We start from the raw sequence: 23803 nt of genomic DNA on the forward strand, positions 1-23803 counted from the left end.
GTCATGGGAGGTGGAAGTAATGAGCGCAGAAGCTGGATTCGGCTACGGCGGTGGATTTGCTTTGATCGTCGTTTTATTCATCCTATTGATTATTGTAGGAGCAGCATATGTAGGATGGGGATATTAATAAGTAATTTATAATAAAAGGGGTTGAAAGGTATGGGCTATAACTACGGATATGGTTATGGTGGATGTGGCTATGGATACGGAGGATTCGTGTTAATCGTCGTATTATTTATCTTATTAATCATTGTAGGCGCCTCTTGGTTATAAGAACAAATAAACAACCTGCTCTAATGGGCAGGTTGTTTGTTTTTGGATACACAGGAAAAAATACTTTTAAAATATAATAAATTGTACATACTAAATAAAAAGAACGAAAGAATCTCTAGAATGGGGGCAATTGCTATGTTCTTTAACAGAAAAGCTCAAGAAGAAAAACCAGAAGATATTTTAATGGATATTGAAGTGTATACATGTGCTGATAACGATTGTATTGGTTGGATGAGAAAAGAATTTGCAAGCTCCGATTTAAAATGTCCACTGTGCGGACACGACACAACAATGGAAGTTAGAGAGCTGCCCAAAATCAATTAGGGTTTAGAAGCAAGGCGTAGCCTTGCTTCTTTAGTGTGTATCCGAATTAAAGTAGTGGTCATTAAATGCTTGTTCAGCAGCAGCTTCAGAAGCAAAAAGGGCATCGTCATCTTCAATTACATGAAAGGTCTCATTTAAAAATAAGGCGACTGCATCGGGATTATGAGGATGTTGTACGATTTCAGCGGCTCGTATATTAGATACAGTCGGAGTATGTGGGTTATTGTAAATCACAAACACCTCATCACCTACTTTGACCTCTTTTGGATTGATCATCTCCATCTCATGATCACCTCCTTTTAGTTGATGAGCATATATATATCGTTCTCATCAAGTTCAAGTGTTATTCTTTCAGAAAGACATGAAAACGTTCACATAACTATCACAGTTATGGGGAGTATTCCGTTTTTTAGGTGATATAATAAGAGTGTAAAGAAAAACAAGTCAAAAAAAGAAAGGAGTTAACATTTTAGGAGACTCAACCATATAGTGTTCGTTCCGTAAGTAAGTGTATCGAGAACGAGTAAACTATAAAGTCCACACATAATCCATGAAGCGGTGAAAAGAAAGGTAAAGTGTAAAATCCCTACTTTTTAATCACTACTTATTCAGTAAAAAGCTACTTAATAAGTAGCAAAGACCTGAAGCTGAAATTCTCATTTTAAGTATTGTAGCTATATAGTGTTATGAAAAAAATAGTTACGAGAAAATAATAAATGGGAAAGAAGCCAACGCCTTGGGTTAAAAAGTAGACCAAAAACGGAAAATTTGGTTATGGAAATTACAACTTCCTTTATAGAATTCTAATAAAGCTTCAATTATGTGTATGTGAGTTAAAAAATTAAAACTTAATAAGGCTGTTTGTTATACGGAAGGAATACCTTCTCACTTCGCTAAGTAAGTGAGACCATCCAACGTAATCCTAAAACGGAACAAACACACATCAGCCAAGTTTTAAAAAAGCTTAACCTTGTTATTTGAAGTAGGAAAATAACTAAACCGGAAGCAAAGCTGGTGAAAAATGGTTGGGTCCCCTAAGATGTTGACTTTCTCTCTAGTTTAGCTAGAGAGTTTTTATTTACTCTAAAAAACACAGACTACGTAAAAGTAATCTGTGCCATTTTTATTATTGATAGCTTGCTTCTAGTTCATCAATTAATGTACCTACGTAGCTTACGGCTTTCTCAATAGGAGCTGGTGTGGACATGTCAATTCCAGCATGTTTTAGCAGCTCTAATGGACGCAGAGTCCCCCCAGCTTTTAACACTTCTAGCCAACGCTCAACAGCCGCTTGACCTTCTTCCTTTATTAACTGAGCCATAGCAGTTGAAGCAGTTAAGCCAGCGGAATACGTATATGGATATAGTCCCATATAGTAATGAGGCTGTCTCATCCATGTAAGACTTGCACCTTCATCGATTTCCACTGTATCTCCCCAGAAGTCAGTTAGCACATTTGCTTTTTGTTCGCAAAGTGTTTTTGCTGTTAATGGCACACCTTCCTCAGCAAAATGATAAACTCTTCTTTGGAATTCTCCCTCTAGAAGATGTGTAACAAAGTTATGATAATACGTTCCTAACAATTGTAATACAACCCAGCGCTTCATTTGAACATCATTCGTTTGAGAGAGCAAGTAGTCACCCAAAAGCATTTCATTCATTGTTGAGGGGGCTTCAATAAAATACATGGAAGGGCGAGTATTCATGATTCGTTGATTTTTGTTTGCTAAATAAAAATGTCCTGCGTGTCCAAGCTCATGGGCAAGTACAAAAGCACCTCTCATGGTGTCTGTCCAAGTTATTAGAATATACGGGTGGGAGCCGTAAGGGCTAGAACAGAACGCTCCGGTTGATTTCCCAACATTATCAGCTAAGTCAACCCATCTTTCCGTTAATCCTTTCTTCATGATGCTACTATACTCAGGCCCCATTACTTTTAATGCCTCTAAAATCACTTGGCTTGCTTCCTCATAGGTCGTAGATGGATTAAAAGATGGATCTAAAGGTGCCTTTAAATCACAGAATCTCATCGTTTCAAGACCAAGAACACGCTTCTTTAACTGAGCAAACCTTCTCATATGCGGAGCAAGCTCCCTTTGAATAACATCTAATTGATTCTCGTAGGTAACTTTCTCAACTTTTTGTAGATGTAAAAGCATATCTGTTACAGAGTCATAACCTCGTAATATAGACAAAGCGACTTGTTTTTTTACTTCTGTTGCATACACAGTAGCGTACGTATTTTTGTACTTGCTTAATGTAGAAACAAATGATTCATAGGCATTTCTTCTCACTACTGGATCTGGTGAAAATTCATATCGGTCTTCGAATAAAGCGAAGCTATTTGGTAACTCGTTTCCTTCGTCGTCTAAAAACGAAGAAAAAGTCATATCGGCAGATTTACTTGTTTGATAAATTTGGTAAGGTGCTCCATGAACTTCCCCTAGAGCAGCAAGTACTTCTTCAGTTTCAGGGGATAAACGGTATTTTTTTGTCTCTAGTAAATCAGCTAGCATATTCTGAAAAGGAAGGAGATTCGGTTGTTCTTGTACGAATTGTGAAAGGGTCACTTCGTCAAGTTTTAGTAACTCTGAATCAATAAAAGATAATGATGAGTTTATTTTTGATAGTAGCGATGAAAGCTTTCCAACATTTTCCTGATTGATTGGATTTGTTCCATCTTCTGATTGCTTTAAAGAAGCAAAAGTAGAAATTTTTATTAACTTATGGGTTAACTTTTCACGTTGTTCTAAACACTCGAGTAGAGTAGCGGAGTTTTCGGTTACTTTTCCTTTAAAAGCATCAAATAGAATTAGATCGTTTTCCACCAATTTGAGATTGTCTTGCCAAGTCTCTTCAGAGTCAAACAAATCACTTAAGTCCCATGTTAAATGCTCGGGTACCTCTTCACGTAAATACCTTTTTTCAGATGTTTTCTTCATTTTCTTTCCTCCCCAACTATGTATTTCGTATTCCTAAGTATATACAGTGTAAGTATACATGATTTGGAATGATTTTTCTAAATATTTTAACAAATCAACACAAAAAAACGGTGAGATTATCTAACCTCACCGTGCTCAGTTACCTGTTACTCTTCCATTTTCTTTGAAAGGCATCTGTCACATTCCAAGATGTACGATTCAGCCTGTTCATGTACATGTTGACCACACTCGGGACAAACCTTTTTCGGTAATGTACGGAAAAACTCAACTGGACTCATTAACATTTTTACTCCTCCTTATATAATACAGATAATTTTAATTTCTTTTGTTATAGTACAGTATACACGAGGATATTCAAAATGTGTAGACCCTTTTCATAAAAAATTCAAAATATTTTATAAATAAGCGAAATGTACTAAGATATCATTTTCGGTGGGAAAACAAAAGAAAATAATTGTGACAAAAAACAAAACTTTTTCTTTTATAAACGGTATCTATCCATTAAAATCAAGTAGATATAAACTGTTTCTGAAAAGGAGGCATCTCTTTTTATGCAAGAAATTATTGGATCGTACAATCCTATTTTAATTTTTTCTGCATTTATTTTAACGATAATGGCTTCCTATACTTCAATGAACCTTGTTGCAATGCTTCATTCCTCCGAAAGAAATAGGAGGTTTTTATTAATTGCCGGTACCTTATCGATGGGTGTTGGTATTTGGTTAATGAATTTTATCGGAATGCTTACTATAGATGGAGCGGCTTCCTTTCATTATCGTATTCCACTCATTTTGTTATCACTGATAATTGGTATTAGCTTTGTAGGGCTTGCATTTTATACTGTTACAATACATCACTTCCATAGAACTAGTCTGTTATTAGGAAGTATTTTTATGACTTGTGCAGTTTTGTTCGTTCATATGGTTGGGATGTTAGGACTGGAAATCACATTTTCTTATGATCCCCTTATCCTTATCGTTGCTCTTGTTTTGATGTGTGCATCTTTTTGGTTCGTATTTTGGATGTTGTTTTTTGCTAAAAACTTTTCAGTTAGTCATCGCATTTGGATGAAGCCTTTAGCAGCTTTAGTATTAACAATAGCTATTGTGGAAGGGCATTTTTTACTTGTAAAATCAGCTGCAATTATTAGGTTTAAAAATACGGATCAATTAGGGAATATGTACGATGAACGGTTATTTATTTATTTTGTTCTTTTCTTATCGATAGTCATTTTAATAGGGTTAATTTCGTCTTCAGCATTTATCAGTAGAAAGTTGGCTATTACTGACACAAATCTTAAAGATATCACAGCTGCATTAGACGAATCCTCCATTGTTGCTATTACAGATCCAAAAGGGAAAATTACCTTTGTTAACGACAAATTTGTTGAAATCTCTAAGTATCAAAGAGAAGAGCTTCTCGGTATGGATCATCGGATATTAAATTCGGGGTGCCATCCACGTAGTTATTTCCAACAACTTTGGAAAGAGATTAGCTCAGGAAGAGTTTGGAAAGGGGAAATTCGAAATAAAGCGAAGGATGGAAGCTTCTATTGGGTCGATACGACCATTGTTCCGTTTCTGGGAAAAAACGGCAAACCGTATCAATATGTCGCGATTCGTCATGATATCACCAATAGAAAATTAGCAGAAGAGAAATTAAAAGATTCGTTAAAAGAAGTCAACGACATAAATTTTGCTTTAGATCAATCCTCCATTGTTGCTTTTACAGATGAAAAGGGAAAAATTACAAAAGTGAATGATAAGTTTTGTGAGATTTCTAAATACTCACGTGAAGAGCTTATTGGGGAAGATCACCACATCTTAAACTCGGGGTTCCATTCCAAAGCTTTCTTTAAGGAGTTGTGGAGTACAATAGGGAACGGACATGTTTGGAAAGGTGAAATAAGAAACAAAGCAAAGGACGGAACTTACTATTGGGTCGATACAACCATCATCCCGTTCATGAATGAAAAAGGGAAACCGTATCAATATCTTGCTATAAGAAATGATATTACTGAAAGAAAGAAAACAGAAGAAACACTTCATCGTCAGGATAAGCTTGCTGCTGTTGGTCAGTTAGCTGCCGGGGTGGCCCATGAAATAAGAAACCCTCTAACTTCTATGAAGGGATATGGAGAGTTTCTATTAGAGGATGAAACCGATCCACAAAGAAGAGAATTTATTGAGATTATTCTTGATGAGATTGGTCGTGTAAATACGATTGTTGAAGATTTTATGGTTCTTGCCAAGCCTAAGGCAGTAGAACTTGAAGAAAAAAATATCGTCACGATTATAAAAAATGTACTTTCACTATTAGAATTCGAAGCACGAAAAAAGCATGTGAAAATGAGCTTTGAAGCAAATGAGGAAATCATTCAAATCGAGTGTGATGAAGATAGACTAAAACAGGTGTTTCTGAACTTTGTAAAGAACGGTATTGAAGCTATGCCGAATGGTGGGGAATTAACCGTTAAAGTAAGTGTCGAGGATAACCAAGTACAAATCTCAATCCAAGATACGGGGGTTGGGATACCAGAGGATAAGCTCAAAAAGATTGGTGAACCGTTCTATACAACCAAAAAGGAAGGAAACGGTCTAGGATTAATGGTTAGCTTTAAAATCATTGAGAGCCACCAAGGAAAAGTATATATAGAAAGTGAAATAAACAAAGGCACCACCTTTAATATCATATTACCTGCAAAAACGGCTTAAGCTTAAACCCCAGTCATTATAAAACTGGGGTTTTTCTTTATTATTTTTGCTCGTTTTTTTCTTTTTGTACAAAAAATCGATGAACAGGTTTAGCAACTTTGCTAAAGTTCGTCTCTATTTTTTCCGCCAAGTGTGATGCTCTCTCATAAATGGCAGTCTTTAAATGATCGAGTTGTCTTTGAATTTTTTCCGAAATGGCCTCTTGATGGTCTAGCCTTTCCATCACTGTTTGATGAAATACCTCTTGTAATCCCATTTTCTCTGAAATCTCTTCGTACATATTTTCATGTACATGTAGTTGTTTTGTTAACTCAACTGTTTGTTGTTCGTGTGAAGACAGTGTTGAACTAAGCTCGAGTAAACGCTGATCTTGTAAAGATAATTGATCCACCATTGCTTCATGCATAAGCCCTTCTTTTGTAATTTCATTAAGGACAAGTTCATTTTCTTTTTCAAGCTTATCCAGTCTCTCAAGAATTTTTTGATTGGTTTTACTTTGTTCAATCATTATTGATGCAATTTGCCGTAAAGATTGTTCTGATCGGCTGATTTCTTGTAGTAACTCATTAAATTTTATCTGCTGAGAGGAAGTGGTTTCACTAAGCGTGCTATGAAATGATTCAATGGATTGTGATAAAGTAGAGTTAGTCATTTTTTGGTTTTGCAGTACTTCTTGAAAATAGGAATACCGGAATATGGTCTGATTGGAGTTTGGTTCTCCTTGATTGGAAAGTATTAACGGATTTTGATTATTTAACGGCATCAAATCTCTCCTTTATGGAATTAAAAGTAAATAGGTGGAACCCTTGCTTTATGTTATGATAAGTAGCGATTATTTGTTTATAGGCGTTCTGCGAAACTGTGAAGTTAAAATGTCTTTAAAATGAGGGGGCATTTTTTATGGAGTTATTTTCTTTAGATTCTTCTGTTGAAACGAATGATATTAAGTTAGCGGTTAATTCGGAGATATTAATGTTTTGGATTCATTTTTCATCTTTTCACTTGCATTGGCGTGGTTATGAAGTGGAAGAAAACGAGGATATTGATGATGTAGAGAGGGAACATCTTCATCATGAGTTACAGTTCTTTGATTTTCTATACCACAAGTTTTTAATGTATGTTCCAGAAGCTGACGGAGGAGGAGAGCATTTGACTACAATTTCCCTTCCATTAGAGATGGTTGAAAAAATCTTTTATGAACTAGATGATTTTATTCAGTATTGTCAGGTTCATGGAGAGAACGAATTATTAACGATAACTAAGAATTATAAGTCCACCTTTGCCACTTTATTTCAGGACATTAACCCAAATACATTTCATTAAACTTAGTCATTACCAGAACTTTTTTAAGATCTGGTTTTTTTTATACAAAAATAGTGGGACAAGTTTTATAATTTAGAAATACGAAATAAAAGGAAGTGGAAACATAGTGATTGATTTACGAAGTGACACAGTGACAAAACCGACAAAAGAAATGAGAGAGGCCGCTTTTAATACAGAGGTTGGTGACGATGTATATGGAGAGGATCCTGCTGTAAATAAATTAGAAGAGGAAGCTGCTGCCATTCTTGGTAAGGAAGCGGCACTATTCGTAACAAGTGGGACACAAGGTAACCAAATTGCTGTTCTAACCCATTGCCGTCCGGGACAAGAGCTTTTACTTGAAGCAGAATCACATATTTTTTATTATGAGTCAGGTGCGGTGTCCGCGTTAGCTGGAGTGCAAACGAGAACGATACAAGGTTCTAGAGGAGCGATGGATCCACAATTAGTACGTTCGGCTATTCGTCCCGAGGACATTCATTTTCCAGATACGGGCTTAATTTGCTTGGAAAATACACATAATCGTGCAGGTGGTGCGGTCGTTCCTGTCGAAAACATGAAACAGATCTATGAAATAGGAGCAGAAAATCATATACCTGTTCACGTGGATGGAGCTAGATTGTTTAATGCAGCCGCAGCTTTAGGTGTTTCTGTAACAGATTTTACGCAGTACTGTGATACTGTTCAAGTATGTTTATCAAAAGGGCTTGGTGCACCTGTTGGTTCCATCTTGGCTGGAGATAAAGAATTTATTGTCAAAGCAAGAAAGTGGAGAAAAAGATTAGGTGGAGGATTACGTCAGGCTGGGTTGATTGCGGCACCAGCGTATGTAGCTTTAACAACTATGAGAGAAAGGTTAATTGAAGACCATCATTTAGCTAGGAGCTTTTCTGATGCCCTTAAAAATATAAAGGGGATACAAGTGGTCAATGAAGTAGAAACAAATATTGTGGTTGTTGATGTAGCAAATATACAAATGAGTTCTCAAGCATTTGTAAATGAATTAGAAAAACAGGGAGTGCTAGCTGTCACCTTTGGACCAACCGCTGTAAGGTTTACCACACATCATCAAGTGAACAAACAGGATATCGAACGTACCATTGATCTGGTTGCAAAGATATCAGCTGTACCATCAAAATAAAAGTCACCTGAGATAGCCTTCAATAAGGTTATCTTTTTTTTTTGTCATTTTTCCTTGTTTATGCCATTTTTATTCTCGATTTTTCCCATCTATGTTTTGTCTCGAAAGAAGAAACACTACATATGTAACACTTAATTACTAAAAGGAGGGGTTTACATTGAACAAGCGTCTACTTTCTGTAGGTTTTTCTTTAATGTTGCTTACTGCTTGTAACAACAATGCAGCCGAAGATAATAATAATAATAACCGCACGACCGGTACTTCGGATGTAGGATTTACAAGTGACCAAGCATCAAGATATACAACCAACAGAACACAACGAGTGAATAATACCGATATGAATCCTCTTGTTCGTTTAGGACGAGGAGATCATCAATATCATATGGACTCCGATTACCGAGGCGGAAGAGAGATTGGCCGTACAGATGTGGGAACCAATCCGTCCCCAACCGATGATTATCGATATGTGAAAAAAGGTCGAGGAGAGGATCGAGGCTTCGGAGCCACTGGGATGAACGGGTCGCCAAACGAACAAGGCAAATCCAAAGCACTAGCGCATAACGGTGATATATTAAAAATTAAAACAGGCGTTATCACAATTGACCCAAATGCTTATAGTACAGGTACACCAAGTGGTAAATATCCACATAGCCAGATTATTAAGCAAGGTCAATGGAAGATTGTTACTGGCCAAGCTGGACAGCAACAACCAACACAACAACAGCCGAATGCAACACAGCCACAACAAGCACCAACACAAAATCAAAACCAAGCAGCTCCTGCTGCCCCAGCTCCAGCACCAAAAACTACACCTGCTGCTGGATCCATTAGCTCTATTGAATCGCGAGTAATTGAGTTAACGAATGCGGAACGTAAAAAAGCTGGTTTACCTGCGCTTCAAGCTGATACTAAACTTAGTAACGTAGCTCGTGAGAAATCACGCGACATGCAACAAAAAGGATATTTCTCGCATACCAGTCCAACTTACGGCTCTCCATTTGATATGATGCGTGATTTCGGGATTACGTATCAAAGTGCTGGAGAGAACATTGCAAAAGGACAGAGAACTCCTGAGGAAGTTGTTCAGGCATGGATGAATAGTGAAGGACACCGAAAAAACATTTTAAGTGGTAACTATTCACATATTGGTGTTGGTTATGTGGAAGCTGGAAACCATTGGACACAAATGTTTATTAAGAAGTAGTGAGAAAGCTCCCTTCATGGGAGCTTTTTTTAGATAAAAAAACAAAATGGAATAATTACGGTAATAATGCAAAAGTTAGAAATGGAGCTTTTTTGAATGAGGTGGCTAGTTTGTTCAAATCTTCAACTGTTTTTGAGCGAAGAATGTTCGTGTTCGCATCAGTAGTTATAGCTGTGTACTTAATGCCTTTATTTGTACTAGGAGAAAATGCGCATATACGAGTTCATGATAATTTGGATTCAAATCTTGCTTGGTATAAAGTTCTTTCCCGTAGTGGGGAACTATTTGGAGGTATTGATGCTGTAATCCCACAAGTGATAAATGGTCTGCCTAGGAATGCATTTGGGACCGAATTTAGTGGAATCGTTTGGCTTCATCATTTCCTTCCAACGATGACGGCGTATGCCATTAGCCAGGCGATCACTCGTTTTTTTGCTTTTCTTGGTATGTACTTATTGCTTCGAGATTACTATGTGCCAAATAGTCCTGATACGGTGATTCGTATAGGTGTCGCATTAGCGTTTGCGTTAACTCCCTTTTGGCCATCAGGGATGTTAAGTACACTTGGTATGCCTTTGGCCTTATGGGCATTCCTTAATGTTCGTAGTGGAAAGAAAACTTGGAATAACGTAATCATTTTTACCTTTTTACCTTTCTATTCTAGTTTTGTACTAGGTTTCTTCTTCTTTTTGGTAGCGATGGGTATCTTTTGGTTCTACGAGCTTTTAATGAGAAAAAAGCTTCAAATTCAATTTTTTCTTTCTATCGTGTATATGACATTGGTTTTTTTACTCGTAGAATATCGTCTGGTTAGCTCCTTCCTCGTTGCTGGTGAACCAAACAGTCGAGATGAATATATTCATGCCACGTTACCATTACGGCGCGTGATTCGCTTAACCTTTAAGAATTTCATCCTAGGACATACACATGTGATGAGCGTTCATGGTTTAATCATCCTTCCAATTCTCTTAATAGCCCTTTTTCTGGTACTAAAAAACAAGAGTTGGAAAGTGCATAAAGTGTATCTTACCTTATTCGTATTAAACTTTTTCTTATCCCTTTGGTATGCTTTTTGGTTTTATGAAGGGTGGGCTCCAATCGTAGAAAGATTTCATTTTTTGAATACGTTTAATTTCGCAAGATTTCACTTTCTTAGACCGCTTATTATTTATATCAATTTCGCACAAGCCTTGTTCATTATTAAGTCATACATTCAAAAAAACGGATATATTCGCTACATCCTTGTTGCGCAGATCATGCTGTTATTTGCCTTTAATGAAGAAATCATTAATCATCGAAAGCCAACCGTAAAACAATTTTACGCAACAGAACAATTTACCAACATAAAAGCGTTTATAGGAAGACCAGTAAACGACTATCGTGTGGTAAGTATCGGTATTCACCCAGCAATCGCACAGTATAACGGTTTCTACACTCTTGATACGTATAACAACTTCTATCCTTTAACTTATAAGCATCAATTTCGAACCATTATTGAAAAGGAATTAAGTAAGAATAAAAAAATCAAAAGGTATTTTGATGAATGGGGGGGAAGATGCTATATTTTTACAGCCCAAATTGGAAAGCATTATATGGTCAAAAAGAATTCTTCTAAAACTCTAAAAAATTTGCAGCTGCAGCCATCCCAATTAAAGGAATTAGGTGGGGAGTATGTATTTTCAGCAATGCCTATTAAGAATGCGGATGAAAACAAATTGCAGCTTGAAAAAATATTTCAATCGGAAAGCTCTGCTTGGACCATTTACTTATACAAATTATATTAAACAGCTAGGAGGAGCAATACTTTGAATCCAACAAACGTAACGATTGTTGTACCTTGTTACAATGAAGAAGAAATATTACAGAAAACCTTTTCTGAGTTATCCAACTTGTTGACTAGTATGGTAGATGATGGGCTAGTTTCTCCTAAGAGTAAGATACTGTTTGTAGATGACGGTAGTATAGACCAAACATGGAAACTAATTTATAAAGAAACGTTAAAAAACGGAATGATTAAAGGAGTCAAACTGTCTAGAAATGTGGGCCATCAAAATGCCTTATTAGCAGGAATTCACATAGCAACAGAGTCATCGGACGCTATTATTACGATTGATGCGGATTTACAGGACGATATTTATGTTATGCGGGAGTTTATTGAGCAATATCAGATGGGATATGAAGTTATCTACGGTGTAAGGGAGAAGCGTGATTCAGATACATTCTTTAAAAGATTTACTGCTGAATCATTCTATAAGTTAATGAACAAAATGGGAGTAGAGCTTATTTATAATCATGCTGACTATCGTTTATTGAGTAAGCGTGCAGCAGAGTACCTACAAGGATTTGAAGAAGTGAATATGTTTTTAAGAGGGATTATTCCTCTTCTTGGTTTTCAATCTACAAAGGTTTTCTATGAAAGAAAAGAACGAACAGCAGGTGAGAGTAAATATCCTTTACGTAAAATGCTATCGTTTGCATTTAATGGAATTACTTCCTTTTCAGTTACTCCGATTCGGTTAGTCCTCGTTGGAGGTTTAGTATCTTTTTTTATCAGTCTTTTCTTTGCGCTTTATTTTCTAAGTTTAAAGTTTTTTGGAAATACAGAGCTCGGCTGGACTTCCCTTATCACATCTATCTGGCTGATTGGTGGTCTTCAATTAATCGCAATTGGTTTAATTGGGGAATATATCGGAAAAATATACAAAGAGTCCAAACGCCGTCCAAAATACATCGTTGATATTGACATGTTCAAGCTGCCACTCGGACGAAACTTTGCGCTTGAAGAGGGTCAAGAGTTGTTCAAGGATGACCATATGCCAATCCAAAGCCTATCTGAATATAACAATTAAACCTGTTTTTTTATACCAATTAAAGCTATAATATGAGCGCGGAACGAAACTCAGTGTGTACGCTCTGAGTTTTTACTATTAATAAAAGGGAAGACAATGATGGCAACTTATTTACAACTTTGGCAAAAGGCACTGCAAATAGAGATTTCATATTTGAAGAAGTACGGTAGCACAAGGTATCGCCTTACTCATGGCTACGCGATTAACGAGAGGGCACCTTTTATTTATTATTTTAATACGGCATCAACAACGACGAGTATTCCAATTGGATCTAAAGTAACATTATGGTGGGGAGAGCGAAAAATAGCAGGTCGAGTTTTATCATCAGAAGGAAAAAGTATGATGGTAGAACTCGAACAATATATTGGAGCTGTCTTAAGTGAACTCATGCTCCAATATGATCCATGGGAACTTTTAGACGAATTAATTAATCGACTTCAAGACATTCGTTCAAGCAAGAAGAAAAGGACCAGGATTCAAAAAATGTTGGAGCCAACCATGGTGCCGCTCCATCCAATAGAAAAAATAAAAACCAATGTACATGAGCTTGTGCTCAGGTCAAAATACAATCCAATTACCTTTGTTTGGGGCCCACCTGGAACTGGAAAAACATACACACTAGCTAGGGTCATTGCAAATAAATATTTAAAAGCGAAAAAGGTTCTTGTTTTGTCTCAAAGTAACCAAGCTGTTGATGTGTTAATGTTAGAGATAATGCGTTTTGTTGACAAACAAAATAAGCTACAGGTTGGAGAACTTCTTCGATATGGATCACAAGTAAGTGAAATATTACAGGACACTCCTTTAACTATTGATTATTTATTAAAAAAAAATCACCCTGAACTTTCAAAGCAAAGAGAAGAAATGAGAAATGAGAGGCATCTACTAAAAAAAGATTTAGTAGGTTCTTTCTCCACTAGAGACTCTGAAACACTTTTAGAAGTAGAAAAAAAGCTAGCTCAGGTACTAGATAAAATTCGTGCGAAAGAAATGACGTTTGTAAAAGATGCAGAGGTAATCGGAACTACACTCGCAAAAGCTGCCACAGATCCCTCTATTTATGAAAAGGAATATGATCTCGTTATTATTGACGAGGTAAGTATGGCATATATTCCGCAAGTTGCATTCGCAGTTTCTCTTGGAAAAAAGAGCATTGTATGTGGTGATTTTAAACAGCTTCCACCCATTGCACATGCCAATCACCCTCTAGTAAATGAATGGTTAAAAGAGGATGTGTTTCATAAGTCTGGAGTTGTAGAGGGGTTGAAAGAGGGGATGCTGCATCCTCATTTATTTTTGCTGTCTGAACAAAGGAGAATGCATCCTGACATCTCCGCATTCACAAACCAATTTGTATATTTTGGTATGGTAAAAGATTACAAAAGTATGTACACCGTAAGAGAGCCGATCGCAAATAGAGCTCCATTTCCAAAGATGGCGTCGATCTTATTAGATACGAGCCATATGGGGGAGTATTGTATGCGTTCCACGTCAGGATCACGATTTAATTTGTTGCAGGTTTTGCTCTCATTTCAGGTCATTCATGAATTATATGTGGGCGGTTCTAAAAATATAGGGTATACGACTCCGTACCGTGCCCAAGCAGGACTGATGGATACACTGTTACAAGATTTATACAATCAACAGCTTCAGAATGGGGAGATTCTATCTGCAACGGTACACAAATTTCAAGGAAGTGAAAGGGAAGTAATGGTTTTTGATACGGTTGATTCGTTTCCTGAGAGTAGACCGAGCATGTTATTGACCGGGAAAGAGAGTGAGAGGTTAATTAATGTGGCAGTGACAAGGACAAAGGGGAAATTTGTTCATCTTGCTAACCGAAATTACATAAAACAGAAGGTATACCGAGATAAAACGATTCGAAAGTTAGTAGAATTTCAGGAAAGTACGAATCAGCTTATCACTCCTGGGCAAATAGGTACCTGGATTAAAAATCAACATGAAGACGTAACCTGGATGCATGCGAAAAAGCTTGAGATATTGATGAGCGATGTAAGGTCAGCCAAATCTGAAATTCTCGTTTCTCTCCCAGAAGGAAAAGAATTATCAAATGAGTGGAACCGGCTTCTACAAGGCTCTTCCGTTAAGCTAATATTTAGACAAGAAGAGAAACAACCACCGTTTCCTTTTGTCATGGTTGATAACAAAATATTCTGGCTTGGAGTCCCTTATGAGGCTGCCAATGACACTTTGCCACCATATATATCTGTCCGAGTCCATTCAGAGAGGCTTTGCACATATTTTTTATCACAGTTATAGAAATAAAAAAGAAAAGACCCCCGTAGGAGTCTTTTCTGCGTATTGCGGCGACGAGACTACACGCCACATTCGTGTATTCCAATAAAGGAGCGTCTCTCGACTTATGCAATTCAGCTCATCGCTTCATAACTATAGCACGTCCTAACATTTTGTACAAGAAAAAAATTAATTTATTTGCAATCAGAAACAAAATAGTGCACTATAAAATAAATACCTTTAAATTGAGATATTTTAATTAAAGATAAGGAAGTGCTAATAATGGAGCAGTTATTACCTTTAAAAGGACAACACCATGTATCTGCCATAACAGCTAATGCAAAGGGAAATTATGAATTTTATACAAAAACTCTCGGTTTACGACTTGTGAAGAAAACCGTAAACCAAGATGATACGTCTGTCTATCATTTATTTTATGCAGATGAACGAGGGAATCCAGGCACCGATCTGACGTTTTTTGAAATACCTAATGCAGGCCAAACTAGATACGGTACAAATAGTATTTCAACCACTTCTCTACGTGTTCCATCAGATTCTGCGATTCACTATTGGAAGGAAAGATTTGATGCCTTAGGTGTAGAATACGAGGAACAAAAGGTATACGAAAGATTATCTCTTGCATTTAAGGATTTTGAAGGACAAAGATTGATGCTTGTATCAGACGAGAATAATCATGGCGTTGAAGGGGGAAGGCCTTGGGAGAAAAGTCCAGTTCCCGTTGAACACGCGATTATAGGATTGGGTCCTGTGATGTTGACGGTAGCAAAGCTTGAATCTACTTCTATGATTTTAACTCGGGTTTTAGGATTCAGAGAAGTAGGAACCTATATGATACAAGAAAAGAAAGTGACAGTATTTGAAACCGGGTTAGGAGGGACCGGAGCAGAAATACATGTCCTTGAAGAGTCAGATCTTCCTGTGGAAAGACCTGGACGTGGAAGTGTTCACCACGTAGCTTTTCGAGTGGAAAATGAAGAACAATTGAGAAAATGGGTTCAGTATTTAAAAGAGTTGCGAATCCCTAGCTCTGGATTTGTAGAAAGATATTACTTTAAGTCTTTATATTTTCGAGAGGCTAATGGAATCCTATTCGAATTAGCGACGGATGGTCCAGGGTTTGAGGGGGATGAATCGTTTGAGAATCTTGGAGAAAGTCTTGCTCTTCCTCCATATTTTGAAGCGCAAAGAAGCAGTATAGAAGCGAAATTAAAGCCGTTAGATACAAAAGAATAAAAACGTTAAAAGATGTCCGTGAAAAACGAGCATCTTTTTTTGATAGACATTGTTGTTTATATTGATATAATTATGTTAGCAGATGCTAGCAAATTGATAAAAAAGAACTAGGAGGATGGTTGCGGGGATGGGAGAAGAGAAAAGAGTCCAACTAAATGTACGAGTGACAAAAGAAACGTTAGAAAAACTCGATGAAATTGTTGAGTATTATCAGGAGCATACAAAAATAGGCAGAGTCTATAAAGGTGATGTGCTTACTGATATTATTGATAAATCTTATGAGGTAATGAATAAACAGAAGAAAAATATTAGAAAAATATAAAAAACTTCGAGTCGTGAACTCGAAGTTTTTATATTGAATTTAAAAAATCATATTAAGGACAAAATAGCATAGTGCTGCGATAGTTGCTGAAATTGGTAAGGTAATAACCCAAGTTATTAGCATTCTTTGAGCTGTTCCCCATTTCACACCCTTCAGACGATGAGAAGCACCCACTCCTAAAATGGAAGACGAAATAACATGCGTTGTACTTACTGGTAGGTGAATATACGTTGCACCAAAAATGATCATTGCTCCAGTTAAGTCAGCTGCAACCCCATTAACAGGTCTAATTTTCATGATTTTTCCACCAACTGTTTTGATGATTTTCCAACCACCAACACTTGTTCCTAATCCCATGGCCAACGCACAAGAAAATTGAACCCAGAAAGGAATATCTGTCGAATTAGTAAATCCGTTAGCGATCAATGCCATCGTAATAATCCCCATCGCTTTTTGGGCGTCGTTTGTTCCGTGTGTATAAGCTTGCAAAGCAGCTGTGAATATTTGGAAAGTTCGGAAACTTCTGTTAGTTTTAGCTAAATTATTGTTTTTAAAGATAACTTTAAAAATACTGTAAACGATATATCCTGCGACAAAAGCAAGGATCGGAGAAAAAAGCAAAGCTTGTAAGATTTTTAAGAATCCAGTGTAATTCAACGATGCGAATCCGGCAGCAGCAATGGCTGCGCCCGCAATGGATCCGATAATGGCATGCGACGAACTACTTGGAATACCATAGTACCAAGTTAGTAAGTTCCAAAAAATAGCTGCAATCAAGGCGGCTAAAATAACAAGTGATCCGTTTTGAAGAGTGAAGGGATCGACAATGTCTTTTGTTATTGTTTTTGCAACACCAGTGAATGTCATTGCTCCCAAGAAGTTCATCACTGCAGCAAGGATAATCGCGTGCCTTGGTTTTAACGCTTTTGTAGAAACAGCAGTAGCAATCGCATTTGCTGTATCGTGAAACCCATTAATAAAGTCAAAGGCAAGGGCACCGATCACAATTAAAATCGTTATCACAAATAATGCATCCATGTTAGTACGTCCCCTTATGCATTTTTCATGATGATGGTTTCAAGTGTGTTTGCCACGCCTTGACAGCTATCAGCAATCTCTTCAAGTTCTTCGTAAATTTCTTTGTATTGAATAACACGAATTGGATCTTTTTCAACTGAGAATAAATGCTTGATTGACTGACGAAGGATTCCATCACATTTTGACTCATAGTCTTTAATTTTAATCGCATGTTCACGAATTGATGGAAGCTTTTTTGTTGAAAGCAGTTCAACCGATTGCTGAATTTCAATCGCACAGTTTCTGATAGCTTCAACAAACTTCACCATGAATTCGTCAGCTTGAGTAATATTGTACATTTCAAACATAGCTGCACAATGCTCAATTCCATCGATTACATCATCCATACTCATAGCTAGAAGAAGGATATCTTCACGCTCAATAGGAGTAATAAAAGCGTTATTTAACTCTTTTATTACTTCGTGTACATATGTATCTCCTTTAGTTTCGTAGTCCTTTAATGTCTCGGAGAATATTTTTAGATCGCTCACATTTTTCAATTTGTAATCAGCGAAATAATCTGCACCTTCTTTAAGGTTTAGTGCAATGCTGCTTAACAAAGTGTTAAACTTGTCTTTCTTCTTGAAAACCATCATGTAACCTCCAGTTATATATCACTTCATCCAAACGAGATTAATTTTATACGAAAACTATTAAATAGGAAAGAATTTTGTCGAAAAAATACAGGTTTTTTCACAATTCGTTCAATTTTTAATACAATATCGAGTTTGTTGAACTGAATACTTGATTTTCATACCCTCGTATGTTCTTCATATTAGTTTCTGTAAAAATGCAAAAAAAAACACACTTCTTAGATGCTAAGAACTGTGTTGGGTGGAAGAACGGAAAACACTTTGTAGGATACTCTGTTTTTTCTTTCTTCGAGGCTTTATATTTATGGGTTGTTCGGAAGAGGTAATAAGGGATGAAGGAGGTACTTGCTGTGCTTCTAATAACCGAATTCTTTCTTCAAGTTTTTCAAGGGTAGCTTGCATTTCTTCCATTTCTCTCCGATGTTGGAGTATCTGATATTCCACGACCTGGTCCGCCTTTGACTGTACAATGGACTCTAGACATTTGATCCGATTTAGAAGAACCGTATTTTCATCAACCATGGATGTATGAACTGAGCCTCTTCGTAAATAGTCTTTACCAGTCGCAATTTCATTGTAAACGAGTAAAGCTTCGTTTTGCTGTTCCTTATAAGTCATTAATAGGTCAACGTCTTCTTGCCGGTAGGTGAAATGCCCCATATCATTTTTCTCTAAGTCTAGTTTTAATTGTTTTACCCAACGTTTTACGGTACTTGAAGAAACTCCCAATTGTTTAGCGACCGAACTCGTATTCATAGTCTCAACTCCTTTATAGTAATGTTCTTCTTTAAAAATTAAATTTCCTATCTTGGCGACAAAACTTCTTTTATTTCGCCAAAAGAAGTGCAATTTTTAAAAAAACAAAAAGCAGAAGGTCACGGCCTTCTGCTTCACTTATTTTCGTCTATTTGCATATTCTTCGACCATTTCCTTGGTTACAAGTTTTCGAGGTGGAAGATTTTCAATTTTATTAGAAAGTTTGTTCATTTGAATCGTAATAGAATTAATGTTATCGGTAGTGAAGGGAAGGCCTCTTTCATAAAGAGATAATGCTTCTTCTATGTAGAATTCCCGTTCACGGTCAAGATTTGCGTATTGGGTTAAAATAGCGTTTAGTTTTTTCGCATGATCAGATAATGCTTTATGTACACTCACAAAATTCGCCCCTTTGTTATTAAAAATGGTGTCTGCTAAGCAGACACCAACTCCCTCCGTCCGTACATGGTTAAGTGTCCCGCAACAAGCGAATGTTCGGAGGGAGCAAAATAATCATAGCATCTTTTTTGATAAGACGCAAAGGTCAATAATAGGATAAAAAGCCATATGATTTAAAACAATATCAAATAATGGTATGGTTAATCGACAGAGATGGTTATTTGGAGGGTGAAAAATGTTATTACAAAAAATACATGATGAAAGTATTGTACATACAAAAATGAAGATCCATCAGGATATAGAGTCATTCTTCGAGCAACAGGAAGAGAGGCCAACCTTTGAGGAGTATTTACGGGCAAGGGGTCATTATTTGGATCAAATATGGGTAAATGTTTGGCTTACAAGAGTGTCTAACCAGGTTCCCCGGGTAGATAAAAAAGAATTTTTGCAGGACCGTGGGATTGAAACAGAGGGAATGGCTAGAAAAATGATTGACCACCTGTTTCGAACAGAAGTCAGAGAGTATGAACCGTTTAAAGTAACAGACTGGCTCGAGGAAACATACGCTCAGGAATTCGAAAAATGGAATGATTTATATGACCACACAATGGAGCAAGTTCAAAAAAGAAAAGAAGCGACTCAGAAATTAATAAAAAAGGAGTCTGTCCTAGAAGCGATAAAGGAAAAGGCTTCGGATGTATTCTCAAGCGGCTATCAAAGTCTTTATTTGTATATTAGATATTTAGTTGGTTTACAGATGAAAGCAGATCTTCAATCCAAGCCTAGATATAAAAGGCTTGATACATATGCACTAGAAGAGAAGCTTGAAATAGAAGGCAGCTTTGAGGATCTTCGTGAACAGTCCTTTTCTTTCTTTTTGGATGAGCTAACAGGGGATATTCAGAAAACGAATTATGATGGCAGGTTTTATTATGAATATGAAACCTATGGCGACTTATATAGTTCCTTCGTTTGGAAGAATCTTTTGTCTCTTGCTCCATCAAAAGTGATGACAAATCTTGATGATGGAACGAAAAATGATTACATCCAGCTAACTGGCCAAGCTCTTTCGAAATCAAAGATGAAGGAGCTTGTGGAAGAAGAGCTTGAATCTCTCTTTTCCAAAATGCTTTCTGAATTAGAAGTTGAATATATTGATCACTTGTTACAAGCAGTGGATACACCTTATGATCTTGATTTTCATAGCAAATTATATGAAGAGCAAAAAGCAGAAAGAGTGAAACGGAAAGCCGAGGAGGAGGCTGAACGACAAAGAAAGATCGAAGAAGAAGAGCGGATGATGGACGATATATTTGGCAGGGAATATGGAGTGATCTATGATCCAAATGTTGAATATGTCATCCATGTAGGAGAAACAAATACGGGTAAAACACACCACGCTCTTGAAAGAATGAAAAAAGCAACAAGCGGCCTCTACCTTGGACCACTTAGACTTCTTGCACTTGAGGTATATGATAAATTAAATGCGGAAGGCATACCTTGTTCTTTAAAAACAGGTGAAGAAGAGAAATTGACTCCAGGAGCAAGCCACATTGCTTCAACGGTTGAAATGTTCCATGAAAAAGATCGATACGATTGTATCGTCATTGATGAAGCTCAAATGATTACTGATAAGGATAGAGGGTTTTCATGGTTTAAGGCGATTACGAAGGCAAGAGCTCGGGAAGTTCATATCATAGGCAGCAGAAATTCGAAAAATATGATTTTACAATTACTAGGAGAATCAAAAACGGAAATTCATGAATATAAACGTGACATTCCGCTTGAGGTGGAAGGAAACGAATTTTCCATCAAACATGTGCGAAAGGGAGATGCACTAATTTGCTTCTCTCGTCGAAGGGTGTTAGAAACGGCATCAAGACTTCAAAACGATCGTCATTCGGTCAGTGTAATTTATGGTAGCATGCCCCCTGAGACAAGAAAAAAACAAATTCAACAATTTATTGAAGGAAAGTCGAAGGTCATCGTTTCAACAGATGCAATTGGAATGGGTCTTAATTTACCGATACGTCGAATTGTATTTTTAGAAAATGAGAAATTTGATGGTACAAGAAGAAGGCTTTTAACTTCGCAGGAGATCAAGCAAATTGCCGGGAGGGCAGGCAGAAAAGGGATTTATGATGTTGGAAAAGTGGCATTTACAAAGGATATCCGGCTTATGAGAAGGAAACTAGAACAAGAAGATGAACCAGTTCATACTTTTGCGATTGCACCTACGACCGGTGTGTTAGAAAGGTTTCAAACGTATTATCGTGATCTTGGTACTTTTTTTGAATTATGGGATCGCTTTAAAAATCCAAGGGGTACGGAAAAGGCAAGCTTAGCTGAAGAACGGGAGCTTTACGACATCGTGAAGGGAACTGAAATTGAAGCACGTCTTTCTTTACAGGATTTATATGGATTTTTACATCTTCCGTTTGCCTCAAGGGAGCAAGCCTTAATTCAGCAATGGTATGAAACGATTTTTGCAATCATCAATAACGAAGACCTGCCAGAGCCAAATATAAAAAAGCGAACATTGGAGGACCTCGAGTTATCGTATAAAAAATTAGGATTACATTTATTGTTTTTATATCGGTTAGATCGGAGAACAGAGGCAATTTATTGGGAAAGAGTAAGGGATGAGTTGAGTGACGAGGTCCATGAAAAGCTTCAAACAGATGTTGGTTCATTTGCAAAAAGATGCCGTAGTTGTGGACGTCATTTGCCATGGAATTATGAATTTCCTATTTGTGACCAATGCCATTCAGCACGCTATAAAAGATCATAAAGATTATTTTGTATAACGATTCGCATAGCTGGAGGCAACAAAGGAGTCAGGCTTAATCTTAGGTTCAAAACCCATTGATTCGATTCTTGTGACCATTTCTTCCACGTATTCACGGGTTTTGTTTCGCTGTCCTGAACCAATGTCAATATGTCCTTCCATCGTAAATGAGGCACCATGGTATATATGGGGAAGAACGATATCAATAAGACGATTTTTATGTGCTTCGGTAAATAGGGAGACAATTCTTTCGGTAAGAGTCGTTTCATAGGAAATCCGCTCATGAAGCTGTTTCATTTCTCTAGGTTCTACAACCTTCCGAATACAGGCCCAGGCACCTTTACCGATGTTTTGAATGACAACTCCACTTATAAAAAGGGTACGATTATGATGAACCTGTGAGTCTGTTCCAACCATCAGTCGGTAGTTTCCACTGGGGTGCAGCTGCATAAACGTAATAATTCTTTCGAATATATCTTCAAATGACATGTGATTTTCTTGAAGGTTTTGAAACAGAAATATTTCCTTTTGATTGTGAGACAAACCGCCACCTACTTTCGCATGCTCTTAGAAAAGTATATGGCTTATACTCGAGGAAGTTGTCATCTTTCTTTTTCTATAAATAACCAGAATTCAGTCATTTCCGTTTTTCTACCATAAAAATGGTCAAGGTTCCCAAGGATGGGTCCTTGGCTTTTTTTTGCTAAAATAAGCTATATAAAGTGAATGGGGGACATTATGATCGGTAAAAAAATAGCCGTTGTTACAGGTGCATCAAGTGGTTTTGGCATGCTAACAAGTATTGAGCTAGCTAAACAGAATTATTATGTAGTTGCGACAATGAGAAATGTAGATAAAAAGTTAGCCTTACTAGAGAGGGCAGGAGTAGCAAAGGTTACAAAACTTGTAGAGGTCTTTCCTTTGGATGTAACAAACGACCATTCTTTACTAGTATTTAAAGAGAAACTTAGAGAACTTGGTCGAGTAGATGTGTTAGTCAATAACGCAGGTTATGCTGGCGCTGGATTTTCTGAAGAGATTCCGATCGAAGAGTATCGGCAGCAGTTTGAAACGAATGTATTCGGAGCGATTTCTGTCACACAATTATGCCTTCCTTTTATGCGAGAGCAGAGGAACGGGAAAATTATTAATGTTAGCAGTATTAGTGGAAGAGTTGGTTTTCCGGGGCTATCACCCTATGTAGCGTCCAAGCATGCGTTAGAGGGCTGGAGCGAGAGCTTAAGGTTGGAGGTAGGCCCTTTTGGTATTGATGTGGTGTTAGTGGAACCCGGTTCTTTTCAAACGAGTATTTGGTCGTCTGGAAAGCATATAACAGATAAATCATTGCAGAAGCATTCACCCTACTTTTCTTATATGAAAAAACTTTCGTTACATCTGGAAAAGGGAGAAGCCTCATATGGCGACCCATTAGAGGTATCTAACCTCATTACAGAAATCTGCGAACAATCCTCGACTAAGCTAAGGTACCCAATTGGAAAGGGAGTAAGATTTACTTTGTTCGTAAAGAGCTGTCTTCCATGGAGGTTATGGGAGCGGATGGTAATGAAAAAAATAGAGTAGATTTACAT

General features: G+C 37.1%; 23 protein-coding genes. 14 read left to right on the plus strand and 9 right to left on the minus strand.

Features of this window, described 5'->3' with window-relative positions; all coding sequences use genetic code 11:
* Positions 1–19: 19 nt before the first annotated feature.
* The 3 genes from ACRX5O_RS11020 to ACRX5O_RS11030 are packed head-to-tail and all read left to right on the plus strand — an operon-like array spanning position 20 to position 597.
* Positions 20–127: a YjcZ family sporulation protein gene (locus tag ACRX5O_RS11020; protein WP_084361915.1), complete on the plus strand. Its 108-nt coding sequence runs from the start codon at positions 20–22 to the stop codon at positions 125–127.
* Positions 128–159: 32 nt separating this feature from the next.
* Positions 160–273, plus strand: coding sequence for a YjcZ family sporulation protein (locus ACRX5O_RS11025; protein WP_119708663.1), 114 nt, complete (start codon positions 160–162; stop codon positions 271–273).
* A gap of 42 nt (positions 274–315) precedes the next feature.
* Positions 316–597 carry a cold-inducible protein YdjO-related protein gene (locus ACRX5O_RS11030; protein ID WP_433905998.1) on the plus strand — a complete coding sequence of 94 codons (282 nt, stop codon included), beginning with the start codon at positions 316–318 and terminating at the stop codon, positions 595–597.
* Between the two features lie 30 nt (positions 598–627).
* On the opposite strand, the gene ACRX5O_RS11035 is transcribed toward ACRX5O_RS11030, so the two are convergent.
* The 3 genes from ACRX5O_RS11035 to yhfH form a co-directional block, all read right to left on the minus strand.
* On the minus strand, positions 628–879 hold the full coding sequence (locus ACRX5O_RS11035) for a transcriptional regulator SplA domain-containing protein (RefSeq protein WP_119708662.1): 252 nt from the start codon (positions 877–879) through the stop codon (positions 628–630).
* Positions 880–1723: 844 nt separating this feature from the next.
* The gene (gene pepF, locus ACRX5O_RS11040) at positions 1724–3538 is read right to left on the minus strand and encodes an oligoendopeptidase F (RefSeq protein ID WP_433905999.1); all 1815 of its coding nucleotides are present in this window, start codon (positions 3536–3538) and stop codon (positions 1724–1726) included.
* 146 nt (positions 3539–3684) lie between these two features.
* Entirely contained in the window at positions 3685–3822 is a 138-nt protein-coding gene (gene yhfH / locus ACRX5O_RS11045; protein ID WP_119708660.1) for a protein YhfH, read from the minus strand.
* Positions 3823–4089: 267 nt separating this feature from the next.
* Between yhfH and ACRX5O_RS11050 the strand changes: the two genes are divergently transcribed.
* Positions 4090–6252: a PAS domain-containing protein gene (locus ACRX5O_RS11050; protein WP_433906000.1), complete on the plus strand. Its 2163-nt coding sequence runs from the start codon at positions 4090–4092 to the stop codon at positions 6250–6252.
* Positions 6253–6292: 40 nt separating this feature from the next.
* Here ACRX5O_RS11050 and ACRX5O_RS11055 read toward each other — a convergent pair whose 3' ends face one another.
* Complete coding sequence (locus ACRX5O_RS11055) at positions 6293–7015, minus strand: hypothetical protein (RefSeq protein ID WP_433906001.1); 723 nt, start codon at positions 7013–7015, stop codon at positions 6293–6295.
* Between the two features lie 137 nt (positions 7016–7152).
* On the opposite strand from ACRX5O_RS11055, the gene ACRX5O_RS11060 reads away from it, so the two are divergent.
* The 8 genes from ACRX5O_RS11060 (at position 7153) to ACRX5O_RS11095 (ending at position 16601) form a co-directional block, all read left to right on the plus strand.
* Entirely contained in the window at positions 7153–7575 is a 423-nt protein-coding gene (locus ACRX5O_RS11060; RefSeq protein WP_433906002.1) for a hypothetical protein, read from the plus strand.
* Between the two features lie 106 nt (positions 7576–7681).
* On the plus strand, positions 7682–8716 hold the full coding sequence (ltaE, locus tag ACRX5O_RS11065) for a low-specificity L-threonine aldolase (protein ID WP_433906003.1): 1035 nt from the start codon (positions 7682–7684) through the stop codon (positions 8714–8716).
* A gap of 511 nt (positions 8717–9227) precedes the next feature.
* Positions 9228–9920, plus strand: a complete 693-nt coding sequence (locus tag ACRX5O_RS11070) for a CAP domain-containing protein (protein ID WP_433906108.1) — start codon at positions 9228–9230, stop codon at positions 9918–9920.
* Between the two features lie 143 nt (positions 9921–10063).
* Positions 10064–11704, plus strand: a complete 1641-nt coding sequence (locus ACRX5O_RS11075; RefSeq protein WP_433906109.1) for a DUF6044 family protein — start codon at positions 10064–10066, stop codon at positions 11702–11704.
* Positions 11705–11725: 21 nt separating this feature from the next.
* A complete protein-coding gene (locus ACRX5O_RS11080; protein ID WP_433906004.1) occupies positions 11726–12769 on the plus strand; it encodes a glycosyltransferase family 2 protein in 1044 nt (347 codons plus the stop codon).
* Between the two features lie 99 nt (positions 12770–12868).
* Positions 12869–15049 carry an AAA domain-containing protein gene (locus tag ACRX5O_RS11085; protein ID WP_433906005.1) on the plus strand — a complete coding sequence of 727 codons (2181 nt, stop codon included), beginning with the start codon at positions 12869–12871 and terminating at the stop codon, positions 15047–15049.
* A 258-nt stretch (positions 15050–15307) separates the two neighbouring features.
* Positions 15308–16279 (plus strand): ring-cleaving dioxygenase, encoded by a 972-nt coding sequence (locus tag ACRX5O_RS11090; RefSeq protein WP_433906006.1) that lies wholly within the window; start codon positions 15308–15310, stop codon positions 16277–16279.
* Positions 16280–16406: 127 nt separating this feature from the next.
* Positions 16407–16601 carry a hypothetical protein gene (locus tag ACRX5O_RS11095; RefSeq protein ID WP_119708652.1) on the plus strand — a complete coding sequence of 65 codons (195 nt, stop codon included), beginning with the start codon at positions 16407–16409 and terminating at the stop codon, positions 16599–16601.
* Between the two features lie 39 nt (positions 16602–16640).
* Here the strand turns inward: ACRX5O_RS11095 and ACRX5O_RS11100 are convergent, their stop codons facing one another.
* The 4 genes from ACRX5O_RS11100 to ACRX5O_RS11115 all read right to left on the minus strand — a co-directional run bounded on the left by ACRX5O_RS11100 (position 16641) and on the right by ACRX5O_RS11115 (position 19426).
* Entirely contained in the window at positions 16641–17639 is a 999-nt protein-coding gene (locus ACRX5O_RS11100) for an inorganic phosphate transporter (RefSeq protein ID WP_433906007.1), read from the minus strand.
* 14 nt (positions 17640–17653) lie between these two features.
* The gene (locus ACRX5O_RS11105; protein WP_433906008.1) at positions 17654–18271 is read right to left on the minus strand and encodes a DUF47 domain-containing protein; all 618 of its coding nucleotides are present in this window, start codon (positions 18269–18271) and stop codon (positions 17654–17656) included.
* A gap of 225 nt (positions 18272–18496) precedes the next feature.
* On the minus strand, positions 18497–19027 hold the full coding sequence (locus tag ACRX5O_RS11110; protein WP_433906009.1) for a MerR family transcriptional regulator: 531 nt from the start codon (positions 19025–19027) through the stop codon (positions 18497–18499).
* A gap of 138 nt (positions 19028–19165) precedes the next feature.
* Positions 19166–19426 carry a DUF2533 family protein gene (locus ACRX5O_RS11115; RefSeq protein WP_391558068.1) on the minus strand — a complete coding sequence of 87 codons (261 nt, stop codon included), beginning with the start codon at positions 19424–19426 and terminating at the stop codon, positions 19166–19168.
* A 235-nt stretch (positions 19427–19661) separates the two neighbouring features.
* Here ACRX5O_RS11115 and ACRX5O_RS11120 point away from each other — a divergent pair, with 235 nt between their 5' ends.
* On the plus strand, positions 19662–22217 hold the full coding sequence (locus ACRX5O_RS11120; protein WP_433906010.1) for a helicase-related protein: 2556 nt from the start codon (positions 19662–19664) through the stop codon (positions 22215–22217).
* A 3-nt stretch (positions 22218–22220) separates the two neighbouring features.
* Here the strand turns inward: ACRX5O_RS11120 and ACRX5O_RS11125 are convergent, their stop codons facing one another.
* Complete coding sequence (locus ACRX5O_RS11125; RefSeq protein WP_119710614.1) at positions 22221–22703, minus strand: ribonuclease H-like YkuK family protein; 483 nt, start codon at positions 22701–22703, stop codon at positions 22221–22223.
* Positions 22704–22955: 252 nt separating this feature from the next.
* On the opposite strand from ACRX5O_RS11125, the gene ACRX5O_RS11130 reads away from it, so the two are divergent.
* Positions 22956–23795 (plus strand): oxidoreductase, encoded by an 840-nt coding sequence (locus tag ACRX5O_RS11130; RefSeq protein WP_433906110.1) that lies wholly within the window; start codon positions 22956–22958, stop codon positions 23793–23795.
* Positions 23796–23803: the final 8 nt, after the last annotated feature.

It is taken from the genome of Robertmurraya mesotrionivorans, assembly GCF_050971805.1.
Taxonomy (GTDB): domain Bacteria; phylum Bacillota; class Bacilli; order Bacillales; family Cytobacillaceae; genus Robertmurraya_A.

Coding starts and splice junctions, on each gene's coding strand:
- ACRX5O_RS11105 (WP_433906008.1), bottom strand. CDS start 18,271: ATGGTTTTCAAGAAGAAAGACAAGTTTAACACTTTGTTAAGCAGCATT.
- ACRX5O_RS11035 (WP_119708662.1), bottom strand. CDS start 879: ATGGAGATGATCAATCCAAAAGAGGTCAAAGTAGGTGATGAGGTGTTT.
- ACRX5O_RS11110 (WP_433906009.1), bottom strand. CDS start 19,027: ATGAATACGAGTTCGGTCGCTAAACAATTGGGAGTTTCTTCAAGTACC.
- ACRX5O_RS11020 (WP_084361915.1), top strand. CDS start 20: ATGAGCGCAGAAGCTGGATTCGGCTACGGCGGTGGATTTGCTTTGATC.
- ACRX5O_RS11055 (WP_433906001.1), bottom strand. CDS start 7,015: ATGCCGTTAAATAATCAAAATCCGTTAATACTTTCCAATCAAGGAGAA.
- ACRX5O_RS11075 (WP_433906109.1), top strand. CDS start 10,064: ATGTTCGTGTTCGCATCAGTAGTTATAGCTGTGTACTTAATGCCTTTA.
- ACRX5O_RS11095 (WP_119708652.1), top strand. CDS start 16,407: ATGGGAGAAGAGAAAAGAGTCCAACTAAATGTACGAGTGACAAAAGAA.
- ACRX5O_RS11120 (WP_433906010.1), top strand. CDS start 19,662: ATGTTATTACAAAAAATACATGATGAAAGTATTGTACATACAAAAATG.
- ACRX5O_RS11085 (WP_433906005.1), top strand. CDS start 12,869: ATGGCAACTTATTTACAACTTTGGCAAAAGGCACTGCAAATAGAGATT.
- ACRX5O_RS11070 (WP_433906108.1), top strand. CDS start 9,228: ATGAACGGGTCGCCAAACGAACAAGGCAAATCCAAAGCACTAGCGCAT.
- ACRX5O_RS11060 (WP_433906002.1), top strand. CDS start 7,153: ATGGAGTTATTTTCTTTAGATTCTTCTGTTGAAACGAATGATATTAAG.
- yhfH (WP_119708660.1), bottom strand. CDS start 3,822: ATGTTAATGAGTCCAGTTGAGTTTTTCCGTACATTACCGAAAAAGGTT.
- ACRX5O_RS11025 (WP_119708663.1), top strand. CDS start 160: ATGGGCTATAACTACGGATATGGTTATGGTGGATGTGGCTATGGATAC.
- ACRX5O_RS11090 (WP_433906006.1), top strand. CDS start 15,308: ATGGAGCAGTTATTACCTTTAAAAGGACAACACCATGTATCTGCCATA.
- ACRX5O_RS11100 (WP_433906007.1), bottom strand. CDS start 17,639: ATGGATGCATTATTTGTGATAACGATTTTAATTGTGATCGGTGCCCTT.
- pepF (WP_433905999.1), bottom strand. CDS start 3,538: ATGAAGAAAACATCTGAAAAAAGGTATTTACGTGAAGAGGTACCCGAG.
- ACRX5O_RS11125 (WP_119710614.1), bottom strand. CDS start 22,703: ATGTCATTTGAAGATATATTCGAAAGAATTATTACGTTTATGCAGCTG.
- ACRX5O_RS11050 (WP_433906000.1), top strand. CDS start 4,090: ATGCAAGAAATTATTGGATCGTACAATCCTATTTTAATTTTTTCTGCA.